We start from the raw sequence: 13,469 nt of genomic DNA, 5'->3' as shown, positions 1-13,469 counted from the left end.
ACGGCCTCAGCCGACCATGAACCGGACACGGCGCTCGGGCACCGACGCCTCGCGCAGCGTGGCGCGGACCGGGTCGCCGAGCGGGAGGTCCGTACCCTCGACAGGGGCGCGCACCGCGGGGTCGGCGAGGACCACCTGGCCGCGCCGTGTCCCGCCCGCGCCGTCCCCGCCGTCGCGCTCGAGGCGGCGCTCACGCTCGCGGTCGTCCTCGACGTCGACCACGACGCCGTCGAACTCCTCGCCCTCGCGCCCGCTGAGCAGCGCGGCCTCGACGACGTCGACGATCGCGCGCTCGTACGCGCTCGCGCGCTGGCCCGTGCGGGCCATGGTGCGCGGCAGGCCGGGCAGGGCGTCGAGCACCCACCGCGGCACGTCCTCCCCTGCGCACAGCGCGAGGCACACCTCCGTGCCGAACCGGTCCACGAGCCGGCGCAGGGGCGCGGTGACGTGCGCGTACTCCGCGCCGATCGCGGCGTGCGCCGCGTCGTCGGGCACGCCGGGCTCCTGGCCCGTACCGCCGAACGCCTCGTACGACGCGCCCCGGAACAGCGACGTGGCCTCGTTGAGGAACGCGGCGTGGCGCGGGACGCGCGAGTCGAGCGTCGGGACGAGCTCGGCGTACGGCGTCTCGCGCGGCCAGTCGATGCCGAGCGCGCGGGCCGTGCGGCGCAGGCGCGCGAGGTCGCGCGGGTCGGCCTCGGGCAGCGCGCGGAAGACGCCGACGCCTCCCGCGCGCATGAGCCGCGCCGCCGCGATGCCCGTGAGGAGCGACACCTGGGCGTTCCACGCCTCCGCCGGGAGGGTCGAGCGGAACTCGAGGCCGAACAAGCCGTCGTCGCGCGTGACGATCTCCTGCTCCGGGACCTCGAGCGACACGCCCCCGCGCTCGCGCTCGCGCGCGAGCCGCAGCTCGCCCACCTCGCGGAGCAGCAGGAGCGCGTCCTCGGCGTCGTCCCCGGCGCTCCGAGGGTCGGTCCGAGCGTCGATCCGGGCCTGCGCCTCGTCGTAGGTGAGGCGCTGCGTCGACCGCACGACGGCGCGTCGCACCGTCGCGTCGAGGATCTCGCCGCGGGCGTCGAGCACGACGCGCCAGGCCGCGGCCGGGCGGTCCTCTCCCGGCAGGAGGCTCGCCGCGCCCTCGGACAGCACGGCCGGGTGCAGCGGGGTGCGGCCGTCGGGCGCGTAGAGGGTCGTGCCGCGCTCGTGGACCTCGGCGTCGATCGCACCGCCCGGCACGACGAACGCGCCGACGTCGGCGATCGCGTAGTGCACGACGAACACGGCGCCCGCCGGGTCGTCCGGCGCTCCCCCGGCCCGCTCGAGGTGCAGCGCCTGGTCGAGGTCCATCGAGCCCGGCGGGTCGATCGTGAGGAACGGGACGTCGCGCAGGTCGACGCGCCCGGGACCGGGCACCGCGCGGTCCTCGCGCACGACCTCCTCGGCCTCGGCGAGCACCGCCTCCGGGAAGGTCTCCGGCACCTCCATCTCGCGGCGCAGCGCCGCGAGCGCGTCGCTGACCAGCGCGGTGGTGCTCGGGGCGGAGGGCTCGGGTCGCGCGAGGCGCAGGTGACGGGCGGGCACGAGCCCGACCCTACCCACCCGTCGCCGGAGGCGTCCTGCGTGGCGGGACAGGCGACGACGGACGGGGCGAGCGCGCGGGCCAGGGCGTCCGACAGACCTGGCCCGCGCGACGCGCACGCGTCACCACCGACGCGTGCGTCCGGGCAACCCCCGCTGCCCGGACGGTGAGGGGACGGGCGACGCCCGTCTCACATGCCGCGTGTGCCGAAGCGGTCGCGGGCGACGGCGTCGTCCCCGCCCGCCGCGGCCGCGGCGAGCTCGCGGCGCACCTCCTCGCGGAGGCGGCCGTGGTTCTGCGGCTCCGGCGCCGCCCCGAGGAGCAGCTTCGTGTACTCGTGCTGAGGGTCGAGGATGACCTGGTCCGACGGCCCGCGCTCGACGACGTTCCCGCGGAACATCACGAGGATCTCGTCGCTGAAGTGCCGCGCCGTCGCGAGGTCGTGCGTGATGTAGAGGACGCCGAGGTTCTCCTCGCGCTGCAGGCGCGCCAGCAGGTTGAGCACCCCGAGCCGGATCGACACGTCGAGCATCGACACGGGCTCGTCCGCGACGAGGAACCGCGAGCCGGGCGCGAGCGCGCGGGCGATCGCGACGCGCTGGCGCTGGCCGCCCGACATCTCGTGCGGACGCTTCTCCGCGAACGTCGCCGGGGGCGTGAGGTTGACGCGCGTGAGGAGCTCGTCGACGGCCGCGTCGAGCTCGGCGTCCGTCTTCGCGAGCCCGTGGATCCGCAGCGGCCGCTCCAGGTGGTGGCGGATCGAGTGGAACGGGTTGAGCGACGCGAACGGGTCCTGGAACACCATCTGGACGTCGTGCCGGTACGCGGACAGGGCGCGGCCGCGCCGGGCGGACGGGACGCCGTCGAGCAGGATGTCGCCGGACGACGGCGTCTCGAGCTTCGCGATCATGCGCGCGACGGTCGACTTCCCGGAGCCCGACTCACCGACGATGGCGATCGTCTTGCCCGGCTCGAGCGTGAACGACACGTCGTTCACCGCGCGCAGCCGCGACCGCTTCCAGCCGTTGCGGATGACGAAGTCCTTGGTGAGGTTCCGGATCTCGAGCGTGCCCATCAGGCCACCCCTCCCGTGCTGTCGGCGGTGTCCTCGCCGGACCGGACGAACCCGCCACGGTCACCGGTCAGGCTCGGGAACGACCCGAGCAGCCGGCGCGTGTACTCGTGCGCGGGCGCGCGGTAGATCTCCTCGGCCGTGTTGAGCTCGACGATCTCGCCGCGGAGCATGACCGCGATCCGGTCGCTGATCTCCAGCAGCAGCGGCAGGTCGTGCGTGATGAAGACGACGGCGAAGTCGAACTGCTCGCGCAGCCGCATGATCTCGCGCAGGATGCCGCGCTGGACGACGACGTCGAGCGCCGTCGTCGGCTCGTCCATGATCATGACCTGCGGCTGGAGCGCCAGGGCCATCGCGATCATGACGCGCTGACGCATGCCGCCGGAGAGCTCGTGCGCGTAGCTGTCGAGCCGGTTCGGGTCGACCCCGACGAGCTCCAGCAGCTCCCGGCTGCGCGCGAGCTTGTCCTTCGCGGACATCCCCGGGCGGTGGGTCGCGAAGACGTCGAACAGCTGGGCCTTGATGCTGATCACGGGGTTGAGGGAGTTCATCGCTCCCTGGAAGACCATCGAGACCTTGTCCCAGCGGAACGCCCGCAGCGAGTCGCCCGACAGCGCGGCGACGTCGATGTCGTCGCCGTCCTTGTCGTGGAGGACGATCTCCCCGCTCGTGCGCAACGCGGGCGGCTTGAGGAGCTGGTTGAGCCCGTACGCGAGGGTCGTCTTGCCGCAGCCGGACTCGCCCGCGAGGCCGAGGATCTCACCCCGGTGCAGGGTCAGGGACACGTCCTTGACGGCCTGCACGACCGGGTTCACGCGGTACTCGATCGAGACGTTCCGCGCCGTGAGCACGGGGATCGCGCCGGGCGGGGCCCCGAAGTCGCCCGCGGCCTTCGCGGTGAGGGTCGGTGTGCTCATGACTGGACCTTCTCGTCGTCGCGGGCCGGGGTGCTCGCCGGGTCGGCTGCCGCGGCGGGAGGGACGGTGGCCGACGTGGCCGACGTGGCACGCTTCGCGCGCTGCTTGCGGGCGAGCCGGACGTTCTTGACCGCGGCGGGCGCCGTCCGCAGCCGCGGGTTGATGATCTCGTCGATGCTGAAGTTGATGAGGGCGAGCCCGCACCCGAACAGCGCGATGAGGAGGCCCGGCGGCACGAACCACCACCAGCGTCCGTAGGCCATCGCGTTCTGCGTGCTGGCCTCGTTGAGGATCGTGCCCCAGGTGACCGACCCCGACGGCCCGAGGCCGAGGTACGAGAGGCCGGCCTCGCTGAGGATCGCGAGGAGGACCGCACCCAGGAAGTTCGCGGTGAGGAGCGGCAGCAGGTTCGGCAGGATCTCGACCAGGATGATGCGCGGCGCCTTCTCGCCCGCGACCTTGGCCGCGTAGACGTAGTCGCGGCTCCGCAGCGACTTGGCCTGGGCCCGCAGCACGATCGCCGCGCCCGCCCAGCCGGTGATGCCGAGGATCAGCGCGACGAGGAAGAGCGAACGGGACTCCAGGTAGGCCGAGATCACGATGATCAGGGGGAGCCCGGGGATCACGAGCATGATGTTCGTGACGAAGGACAGGATCTCGTTCGTCCAGCCCCCGACGTAGCCGGCGAGGATGCCGAACAGGAGCGAGAGGACCATCGCGATCACGCCCGCGAGGAGGCCGACCGTCAGCGAGCCGAGGCCGCCGTGCGCGACCTGGGCGAAGATGTCGACGCCGATGTTGTTCGTGCCGAGCAGGTGCTCGGTGCTCGGCGGCAGGTAGGCCGGGTTCGACGTCGCCCGCGGGCTCTGGCTGAACAGCGGCGTCACGACGGAGAAGAGCACGATCCCGAGCGTCAGCACGAGCCCGACGACGAGCTTGCCCGAGCGACGCGGGAGCATCGCACGGAGGCCGCGCTTCGGCGCGGTGCTCTCCGGGACGGGCTCGCCCGCGACGACCGCCTCGGGCGGAGCGATGGGCACGTCCGGCACGATGCCGGCGGTCCGGTTCTCGGGCGGGAGGCCGTCCACCACCACGGAGGCGGCAGGAGCGGCGTCGGCCGCAGGCGTCACGGTCTCGGCGTCACGGGTGGGGTCAGCCATTGTTCCGCGTCCTCGGGTCGATGATGCCGTTGATCAGGTCCATGAGGAAGTTCGCCGCGAGCACCACGACGGTGATCACGAGGAACGCGCCCTGCATGAGCGCGTAGTCCTTCGCCTGGACCGCGGTGAAGAGCAGCTTGCCGATGCCGGGGTAGCTGAAGGCCTGCTCCATGACCACCGACCCGGCGACGACGAAGCCGAGGGCGATGCCGAAGCCCGTGACCGACGGCAGGACCGCGTTCCGCGTCGCGTACGTCAGCGCGACGCGGAACGGACGCAGACCCTTGGCCTCGGCCGTCGTGACGTAGTCCTCGGCGATGGTCGAGACCATCATGTTGCGCATCCCGAGGAGCCAGCCGCCCATCGCCGACAGGATGATCGTCACGGCCGGGAGGGTGCCGTGGTAGATCACGCTGCCCACGAAGTCCCACGACCACTCGGGACCGCTGTCGAACTCGAAGATGTCGTACGCGCCCACGATGGGGAACCAGCCGAGCGACACCGAGAAGATCGAGATGAGGACCAGGGCGAGCCAGAAGTACGGCACGGCCTGGAGGAAGGTCGACGCCGGGATGATGTGGTCGACCCAGGTACCGCGCTTCCAGCCGACCCACGCGCCGAGGCCGACGCCGAGCAGGAACGCGATGATCGTCGCCAGCCCGACGAGGCCCACCGTCCAGGGGAGGGCCTCGCCGAGCAGCTGGCTGACGGGTGCCGGGAAGTACAGGACCGACGTACCGAGGTCACCCGTGAAGATGTTCTTCCAGTACGTGAGGTACTGCTCCCACAGGGTGGCGTCGTCACTGCCGAAGAGGACGTCGACGCTCTGGATGAGACCAGGGGTCAGCTCGCCGTTCTTCCGGAGCATGGTGTCGAGGTAGATCTGCTTGGGGTCTCCGGGGATCGCCCGTGGCAGGAGGAAGTTGAGCGAGACGGCGGCCCAGAAGGTGACCACGTAGAACGTGATCCGCCGTGCGTAGTACCTCATGCGACTGACTCCTCGTTCACCCGAGCTCCTCTTCGGCAGTGCGACATCAGCTCGCGGGCTCGAGCTGGGAGAGGATCACGCCGTTGCTGATCGTGGCCCACGACGGCGGGAAGGCGTACATGTCGTCCTCAGACGGCCAGCCGGTGTAGTTCTTCGTGTTGACGAACGACATGGTCGGGTTCACGACGAGCGCGATGTAGGGGAGGTCGCGGGCGATCTCCTTCTGCACCGTGGCGTACGCGGCCTTCTTCGCGTCCTCGTCGTTGGTGCCGGCGGCGGTGGCCACGGCCTCGTCGACGAGCGGGTTCGAGTAGCGCGGGAAGTTGAAGCGGCCGGCCTCGATCGTCTCGCCCACCGGCGTCGTGTACTCGGTCGTGAGCCACTGGCGGTAGATGGCGAACGGGTCGTCGAGCGAGGTGCCCGTGATGCCGCTGATCATCATCTGGTAGTTGCCGCTGGTCCGGGCGTCGGACATCTCCTGCTGCGTGATCTTCACGTGGTTGATCTGCACGCCCGCCTCGAGCGCCTGCTGCGCGATGAGGTCACCGGCGGCGTTGTGGTCGCTCCAGCCGTCGACCGAGATGAGGTCGACCGAGAGCTTCTGGCCGTCCTTCTCGAAGATGCCGTCGGCACCCTTGGTGTAGCCGGCCGCCTCGAGGACCTTGGCCGCCTCGGCCGGGTCGCCCTCCTGCGGGCTCTCCTTCTCGATCTCCGAGGAGATCCAGCGGTCGTCACGACCGACGAGCGCGAGCGACGGCGACGCGACGGCCGCGTGGCCCGAGAACGCCTTCTCGTTGATCTCACCGCGGTCGACGAGCAGGTTGACCGCCTGACGGACGGCGAGGTCCGTCTGCGGGCCCGCGCAACCGAGCGCCGCGTTCGAGCACGACATGATCGTGGTCGGGTCCTGCGGGGTGTTGAGCAGCGAGACCTGGCCCGCCCCGGTGACCGTCTCCGGGTCCGCGATGAACATCGTGGTCCAGTCGATCTTGCCCGTGGCGAGGAGGTCCTGGGCGCTCTGGTTCTTGTCGAGAGCGAGGAAGCGGACCTTCTCGAGCTTCGGCTCGCCGCCCCAGTAGTCCTCGTTCGGGACGACGGTGTAGGTCGCGTTGGTGATGGTGTCGAGCGTGAACGGACCGGTGCCGACGGGCTCCTCGTTCGTGTACGTGATGAGGTCCGGCACCTCCTTGAAGAGGTGCTCGGGGACCATGAGCGTGGTGCCGAGGATCTGCACGGCGCTCGTGAACTGCGCGCCGTTGAAGGTGAACTTGACGGTCGACTCGTCGACCTTGTCGATCGTGTTCAGGTAGTCGCGCTTCGCCGCGTCGTTGGTGTACGAGAAGATGACGTCCTCGACCGTGAAGTCCTCGCCGTCCGACCACTTCACGCCCTCGCGGATCGTGACGGTCAGCTCGGTGCCGTCCTCGCTCCACTCGTAGGACTCGCCCAGGCGGGGCGTCGGGTCGCCGGCCTCGGCGCGGTTGTAGAAGAACAGCGGCTCGTAGATGCCGCCGTTCGTCACGTGCAGCGGGTTGGGCGCGTACGGGTTGAAGTTCGCGACCATGGGCGTCTGGGTCCCGGCCCAGACGTTGAGGACGCGGGCCTCACCGCCGCCGTCACCCTCACCCTCGCCGCTGCCCCCGCCGGTGCAGGCGCTCGCGAGCAGCGAGACGCCCGTGACGAGTGCCGCCGCCGTGAGCAGACGCTTGCGCGCCGTGCTTCGAATCATCTTCGGTCCTTTCGCAGGGACGACGCGTCCTCACGTCGTTCTTCGGCGCCCGCAGGCGTGTGGCAGGAACACTAACTAATAGCCACCAGCCCTCCTACGAATACGACAGGAAAGTTACCTAACTGAGACCTCGATACCAGAACCGCCCCAGGACGAGCCCGGCCGGGCCCCACGGAGCGAGGCCCGGCCGAGGTGCCGTGCGAGGTGAGAGGCGGTGCGGGAGCAGTTCGTCGGCCGGTTCCGGTGCGACCGCCGACGCGGCGAGCACGGCCTGGGGACAGGGACGACGGCGGTCAGCGGCGGGTCGCCGGCAGCACCTCCGGCCGGTCAGCGGCAGCGTCTGCGGCCGGTCAGCGGCAGCGTCTGCGGCCGGTCAGCGGCAGCGTCTGCGGCCGGTCAGCGACGGCGTCGGCGCGCGGCGTCCAGCGCGGCGCGCGCGGCCCGGGCGACCTCGGGGTCGGTGACCTCGTAGCCGGCGTCGCCGCCGCCACCCGGCCCGGCGTCGTCCGCGACGACGCGCTTGGCCGAGAGGTGCACGGCGTCCACGCCGGCGGCCACGAGCGCCCCGACGTCCTGCGGCCGCACTCCCCCACCGGCCATGACCTGGAGACGCCCACCGAGCGCGTCGCGCGCGTGGGTCGCCATGGCGCGCAGCCGATCGACGCCGTCGATGCTGCGCGACGCCCCGCCCGAGGTGAGCACGCGCACGACCCCGGCCCCGGCGAGCGCGTCGAGCGCCGCGAGCGGGTCGGCCACGACGTCGACCGCGCGGTGGAACGTGACCTCGCGCCCGTCCGCCGCCTCCACGAGGGTGCGGACCGGGGCGACGTCGACCAGTCCGTCCGGGGTGAGCGCACCCACGACGACACCGCTCGCCCCGGCCGCCACCGCGGCCCGGACGTCGCGCACCTGGACGTCGAGGTCGGTGGGCGTGAGGACGAAGCCGCCCGGGCGCGGCCGGACGAGCACGTGCACCTCGACGCGCGGACCGGGGCCTCCGGCCTCCGCCGCCGCGGCGACCGCGGCCTCGACGAGGCCGGCGCTGGGGGTGAGCCCGCCCGTCGCGCCGAGACCGACGCACAGCTCGACCCGGCGGGCACGCACGGCTGCGGCCACGCGGACGCCGTCGGGGTCCTGGACGGCGAGCTCGAGGGCCACGTCGCGGGCTGCGGTGCCCTCGGGGTGGGTGGTCGTCATGGCGCTCTCCCGTCGTCCGGTCCGGCGGCCGTCGCGTCGCACGACCCGCACGACGGCGGCCGTCGGCCAGGGTAGACGACTCCGGGCAGCGCGTCGGGCGCGCGCGCTCAGGCCGGCGTCGGCCGTCCCGCCGCGACGGCGGCGAGGCACGCGGACCGCAGGGTCGCGGCCACCTCGTCCGGGTCGCCGAGGTACCCCGCGACCATCGCGCCGTCGCGCAGCATCATGAGCTGCGCCGCGGTCGCGTCGGCGTCCGCCACGCCGACCGCCGCCGCGAGCCGCGCGAACACGTCCCGCGTCCAGCGCCGGTGGCGGTCGACGACGACGCGCACCGGGTCCTGCGGGTCGGGCGTCTCCGCCGCGGCGTTGATGAACGGGCAGCCGCGGAAGCCCGGCACGCAGCTCACGGCGCCGATGGCGCCCGCGAGGGCGCTCAGGGCGTCGAGCGGCTCGGTGTCGCGCAGCGCCTCGTCGACGACGGCGCGGTCGCGCGCGGCCTGCTGCTCGAGGTACGCGACGACGAGGTCAGACTTCGTGCGGAAGTGGCGGTAGAACGTGACCTTGGTGATGCCGACCTGCTCGATGATGCGGTCGGCGCTCGTCGCCCGGATGCCCTGGGCGTAGAAGAGCGCCGAGGCGGCCTCGAGGATGCGGCGGCGCGTGTCCGCCGCGGTGCCGCGGCCCGTCGCCCCGGACGTCGGCGAGTCGTCGACCATGGCCCCCTCCTTCTCTCCGCCCCTTGCGCGCGGTCGGCCGCCAGTCTAGGTTCCTTGATGTAGACGTACTAGTAACTCTACGTCGCACCACGACTCTCGAAAGGCACCTCGATGGCTGACACCCTCTACACCGCCGTGGCCACAGCGACCGGCGACGGCCGCGCCGGAGGCCGCGCCGTGTCCGACGACGGCCAGCTCGACGTCACGCTCGCCGTCCCGCGCGCGATGGGCGGCCCCGGTGGCGGGACCAACCCCGAGCAGCTGTTCGCGGCCGGGTGGTCGTCGTGCTTCCACTCGGCGCTGAAGATGGTCGCGGCGCAGCGCAAGGTCCCCGTGACGGACTCGGCCGTCGTCGCCGAGGTCGACCTCGTCCCGAACGGCGACGGCGGCTTCTCGCTCGGCGCGACGCTGCACGTCGAGCTCGGGGGCGGCGTCACCCAGGACCTCGCCGAGGAGCTCGCGGAGGCCGCGCACGCCGTCTGCCCGTACTCGCTCGCGACCCGGGGCAACATCCCCGTCACGGTCCGCACGACCGTCGCGTAGCGCACCCGCGGCACCCCGCCGGGGCCGGCTCGCGGATCGGTCCCGCGTACCGGCCCCGCGGGTCGGGCCGGCGGTCAGTCCAGGCAGAACTCGTTGCCCTCGACGTCCTGCATGACGATGCAGGACTCGTTCTCCTCGTCCGCGACCAGCACGCGCACGCACGTCGCGCCGAGCGCGACCAGCCGGTCGCGCTCGGCCTCGAGCGCGGCGAGGCGCTCGGCCCCCGCGAGCCCGGTGCCGACGCGCACGTCGAGGTGCACGCGGTTCTTGACGACCTTGCCCTCGGGGACGCGCTGGAAGTACAGGCGCGGCCCGACCCCCGTCGGGTCGCTGCAGGCGGACCAGGCGTCCCGCTCCGCGGCCGGGAGCGCGGCCTCGGCGTCGTCCCAGGTGGCGAAGCCCTCCGGGGGCGACGCGGGGACGTAGCCCAGCACCTCGCACCAGAACCGGGCGACGCGCCGTGGCTGCGCGCAGTCGAACGTGACCTGGACCTGCCTGACCGTCGCCATCCGGCCACCCTAGGCGCCAGAGCCTTCTCGGCCGGAGGGCATTTCGCGGGCGCACCACGGCCGCCGGTGCCACCGCTCTGCGCGGGGCACCGACGGCCGTCGTCGTGCGGCTCGGGTCAGATGACGCCGAGCGCGAGGATCGCGTCGGCGACCTTGGTGAAGCCCGCGATGTTGGCGCCGAGCACGTAGTTGCCGGGGGTGCCGTACTCGTCGGCCGTCTCGACGCAGCGGTCGTGGATGCCCGCCATGATCTGCGCGAGGCGGTCCTCCGTGTACTCGAAGGACCACGCGTCGCGCGACGCGTTCTGCTGCATCTCGAGGGCCGACGTCGCGACGCCGCCCGCGTTCGCGGCCTTGCCCGGCGCGAAGAGGACGCCCGCCTCCTGGAGCAGCGCGACCGCGCTCGGCGTCGTCGGCATGTTGGCGCCCTCGGCGACCGCGACGACGCCGTTCGCGACGAGCTGCTTGGCCGCCGCCTCGTCGAGCTCGTTCTGCGTCGCGCACGGGAGCGCGACGTCGCACGGCACGTCCCAGATGGACCCGTCGGTGACGACGCGGGCCCCGGGCCGGCGCGCGGCGTAGTCGGCGACGCGCCCGCGCTCGACCTCCTTGATCTGGCGCAGGAGCTCGAGGTCGACCCCGGCCTCGTCGACGACGTAGCCCGACGAGTCGGAGAACGCGACCACGTTCGCGCCGAGCTGCTGCGCCTTGGCCGTCGCGTAGATCGCGACGTTGCCGGAGCCCGAGACGACGACGCGGCGCCCGTCGAGCGCCTGCCCGCGCGTCTCCAGCATGTTCTGCGCGAAGAGGACCGTGCCGTAGCCCGTGGCCTCCGTGCGGACGAGCGAGCCGCCCCACGAGATGCCCTTGCCCGTGAGGACGCCGGACTCGTAGCGGTTGGTGATGCGCTTGTACTGCCCGAAGAGGTAGCCGATCTCGCGGCCGCCCACGCCGATGTCGCCCGCGGGGACGTCCGTGTTCTCGCCGATGTGGCGGTAGAGCTCGGTCATGAACGACTGGCAGAACCGCATGACCTCGCCGTCGGACCGCCCGCGCGGGTCGAAGTCGGAGCCGCCCTTGCCGCCGCCGATGGGCATGCCCGTGAGCGAGTTCTTGAAGATCTGCTCGAAGCCGAGGAACTTCACGATGCCGAGGTAGACCGACGGGTGGAACCGCAGGCCGCCCTTGTACGGGCCGAGCGCCGAGTTGAACTCGACGCGGAAGCCGCGGTTGATCTGCACGCGCCCGGTGTCGTCCACCCACGGGACCCGGAAGATGATCTGGCGCTCCGGCTCGCACACGCGCTCGAGGACGGCGGCCTCGACGTAGCGCGGGTGCTTGCGCAGCACGGGGCCGAGCGAGTCGAAGACCTCGCGCACGGCCTGGTGGAACTCGGCCTCGCCGGGGTTGCGACGCAGGACCTCGTCGTAGACGGACTGCAGTCGGCTGTCCATGGGTACTCCTCGTCTGACGCGGGCGGAACTCCTGCTGACGGTACGCCTGTGCCAGAAGCTCCCGTCACACCGTCTCACTCCGCGCGCACCGGCACGGGCGGCCGCGGAGCCGGGTCGGCCCGCACGAGGCGGCACCGGGCGGCACGAGGGGCACCGGCGACGACACATCCGTCCACCCACTGAGAAACCCTACCGATCCGGTGCAGTTTCCCGAGGCGGTTGCTATACCCGTCCCCAGGTCACGAGCGCCAGCGCCAAGCCCCGGCTCGCTGGCCGGCAACCCCCTGTCACGGCGGGGTGCTCCGGGAGATGACCAGGCCGGGCCCGGCCTGCCCCGCCACCGGCGAGGACGGCCCGCACGGCAAGCGTGATCGACGACTACTGCGAGGTGCACATGACCCACCACCCCACCCACCCGACGGTGCTCGCCGTCTCGGGCAACCCGCGGCCCGGCTCGCGCACGCTCGGCGCCGCCGAGACGGTCGCGCGCCGCGTCGCCGACGTCCTCGGCACGGCCGACGTCGCCACGGTCGACCTGGCGTCGTTCGCCGCCGAGGTGCTCGCCGCCGACCACCCGGCGGCCGACGTCGCCCGCGCGCAGCTCGCCCGGGCGACGGTCGCCGTCGTGGCGACCCCGGTCTACAAGGCGTCGTACACCGGGCTGCTCAAGGCCTTCCTCGACCTCTACGGCCCCGACGGGCTCGCGGGCGTCGTCGTGGTCCCGCTCGTCGTGTCGGGGAACCCGGCGCACGCGCTCGTCGGGGAGGTGCACCTGCGGCCCGTGCTCGTCGAGCTCGGCGCCGTCGTCCCGACCCGGTCGCTCACGGTCACCGAGCCGCAGCTCGCGGACCTGGGGCCGGTCGTGGACGCGTGGCTCGCGCGCGAGGGCGACGCCCTGCGCCGCGCCACGGCACCGCTCCCCCCGGCGGGGGACCTCCCGTCGGCCCGCACCGACGAGGCCGTCGCGGACGCGTTCGCGGGGGTGGCCCGATGACCGCCGAGCTCACCCACCTGGAGGCCCTCCTGGCCGAGCAGGACGAGCCCCAGCTCTCCCCCGACGAGTACAAGGCCGTGTTCCGCGGCCACCCCGCGGGCGTCGCCGTCGTCGCGCTCGAGCACGGCGACCGCCTCGTCGGCTTCACCGCGACGTCCGTCATCTCCGTCTCGGCCGCGCCCCCGCTGCTCGTGTTCTCGCTCGCGTCCACGTCGTCGTCGTGGCCCGCGGTCTCGACGGCGCGCACGCTGACCGTGAGCTTCCTCGCCGACCACCAGGACGACGTCTCGGCCCGGTTCGCGACGAGCGGCATCGACCGGTTCGCGGACGGCGGCTGGTCGCGCCTGCCGACGGGCGAGCCCGTGATCGACGGCGCGCTGTCGTGGGTGCGCGGGCGGGTCGTCCAGCGCACCCCGGTGGGCGACTCCTACCTCGTCTCGCTGCGCGCGCTCGCGTCGAGCGTCGGCGCCGCGCCCGGGGCGCCGCGGGGGGCGGCGGCGTCGCCGCTCGTCTACCACGACCGCACCTACCACCGGATCGGCGACCACTCCGCGCTCTGAGCGCGCGGACGGGCGAGGGGGGGAGGGGGGGGGGGGGGGGGGGAGGGG

At 72.9% G+C, this 13,469-nt stretch carries 13 protein-coding genes and 1 riboswitch; of the genes, 3 read left to right on the top strand and 10 right to left on the bottom strand.

Annotated features, from left to right (window positions below; genetic code table 11):
- Window positions 1–6: 6 nt before the first annotated feature.
- The 8 genes from AC3WT4_RS17810 to AC3WT4_RS17775 all read right to left on the bottom strand — a co-directional run bounded on the left by AC3WT4_RS17810 (window position 7) and on the right by AC3WT4_RS17775 (window position 9,361).
- Window positions 7–1,581: an RNB domain-containing ribonuclease gene (locus AC3WT4_RS17810; protein ID WP_492316105.1), complete on the bottom strand. Its 1,575-nt coding sequence runs from the start codon at window positions 1,579–1,581 to the stop codon at window positions 7–9.
- A gap of 188 nt (window positions 1,582–1,769) precedes the next feature.
- Window positions 1,770–2,654, bottom strand: coding sequence for an ABC transporter ATP-binding protein (locus AC3WT4_RS17805; RefSeq protein ID WP_074805502.1), 885 nt, complete (start codon window positions 2,652–2,654; stop codon window positions 1,770–1,772).
- On the bottom strand, window positions 2,654–3,571 hold the full coding sequence (locus tag AC3WT4_RS17800; RefSeq protein ID WP_083384984.1) for an ABC transporter ATP-binding protein: 918 nt from the start codon (window positions 3,569–3,571) through the stop codon (window positions 2,654–2,656). The genes AC3WT4_RS17805 and AC3WT4_RS17800 overlap by 1 nt, the downstream gene beginning before the upstream one ends.
- On the bottom strand, window positions 3,568–4,731 hold the full coding sequence (locus AC3WT4_RS17795) for an ABC transporter permease (RefSeq protein WP_492316104.1): 1,164 nt from the start codon (window positions 4,729–4,731) through the stop codon (window positions 3,568–3,570). The genes AC3WT4_RS17800 and AC3WT4_RS17795 overlap by 4 nt, the downstream gene beginning before the upstream one ends.
- Entirely contained in the window at window positions 4,724–5,719 is a 996-nt protein-coding gene (locus tag AC3WT4_RS17790) for an ABC transporter permease (protein WP_074805498.1), read from the bottom strand. Before AC3WT4_RS17790 ends, AC3WT4_RS17795 begins: the two co-directional genes overlap by 8 nt.
- 46 nt (window positions 5,720–5,765) lie before the next feature.
- Window positions 5,766–7,448, bottom strand: coding sequence for an ABC transporter substrate-binding protein (locus tag AC3WT4_RS17785; RefSeq protein ID WP_108049338.1), 1,683 nt, complete (start codon window positions 7,446–7,448; stop codon window positions 5,766–5,768).
- A 396-nt stretch (window positions 7,449–7,844) separates the two neighbouring features.
- Window positions 7,845–8,645 carry a copper homeostasis protein CutC gene (locus AC3WT4_RS17780; protein ID WP_492316103.1) on the bottom strand — a complete coding sequence of 267 codons (801 nt, stop codon included), beginning with the start codon at window positions 8,643–8,645 and terminating at the stop codon, window positions 7,845–7,847.
- Window positions 8,646–8,752: 107 nt separating this feature from the next.
- Window positions 8,753–9,361, bottom strand: coding sequence for a TetR/AcrR family transcriptional regulator (locus AC3WT4_RS17775; protein ID WP_083384983.1), 609 nt, complete (start codon window positions 9,359–9,361; stop codon window positions 8,753–8,755).
- Between the two features lie 111 nt (window positions 9,362–9,472).
- On the opposite strand from AC3WT4_RS17775, the gene AC3WT4_RS17770 reads away from it, so the two are divergent.
- Window positions 9,473–9,904, top strand: coding sequence for an organic hydroperoxide resistance protein (locus tag AC3WT4_RS17770; RefSeq protein ID WP_043657345.1), 432 nt, complete (start codon window positions 9,473–9,475; stop codon window positions 9,902–9,904).
- A 74-nt stretch (window positions 9,905–9,978) separates the two neighbouring features.
- Here the strand turns inward: AC3WT4_RS17770 and AC3WT4_RS17765 are convergent, their stop codons facing one another.
- Window positions 9,979–10,413, bottom strand: coding sequence for a VOC family protein (locus tag AC3WT4_RS17765; protein ID WP_108049334.1), 435 nt, complete (start codon window positions 10,411–10,413; stop codon window positions 9,979–9,981).
- Between the two features lie 116 nt (window positions 10,414–10,529).
- Window positions 10,530–11,867 (bottom strand): NADP-specific glutamate dehydrogenase, encoded by a 1,338-nt coding sequence (gene gdhA / locus AC3WT4_RS17760; RefSeq protein WP_257416381.1) that lies wholly within the window; start codon window positions 11,865–11,867, stop codon window positions 10,530–10,532.
- 237 nt (window positions 11,868–12,104) lie between these two features.
- Window positions 12,105–12,207: riboswitch (SAM riboswitch) on the top strand.
- Between the two features lie 54 nt (window positions 12,208–12,261).
- Between gdhA and AC3WT4_RS17755 the strand changes: the two genes are divergently transcribed.
- The gene (locus AC3WT4_RS17755) at window positions 12,262–12,861 is read left to right on the top strand and encodes an NAD(P)H-dependent oxidoreductase (protein ID WP_492316102.1); all 600 of its coding nucleotides are present in this window, start codon (window positions 12,262–12,264) and stop codon (window positions 12,859–12,861) included.
- Window positions 12,858–13,421 (top strand): flavin reductase family protein, encoded by a 564-nt coding sequence (locus tag AC3WT4_RS17750; protein ID WP_492316101.1) that lies wholly within the window; start codon window positions 12,858–12,860, stop codon window positions 13,419–13,421. The genes AC3WT4_RS17755 and AC3WT4_RS17750 overlap by 4 nt, the downstream gene beginning before the upstream one ends.
- Window positions 13,422–13,469: the final 48 nt, after the last annotated feature.

The organism is Cellulosimicrobium sp. EB106-03-01-XG111 (assembly GCF_058792115.1).
Note: the sequence above shows the minus strand (reverse complement) of the source record. Positions and strands in the feature narration are given on the sequence as shown.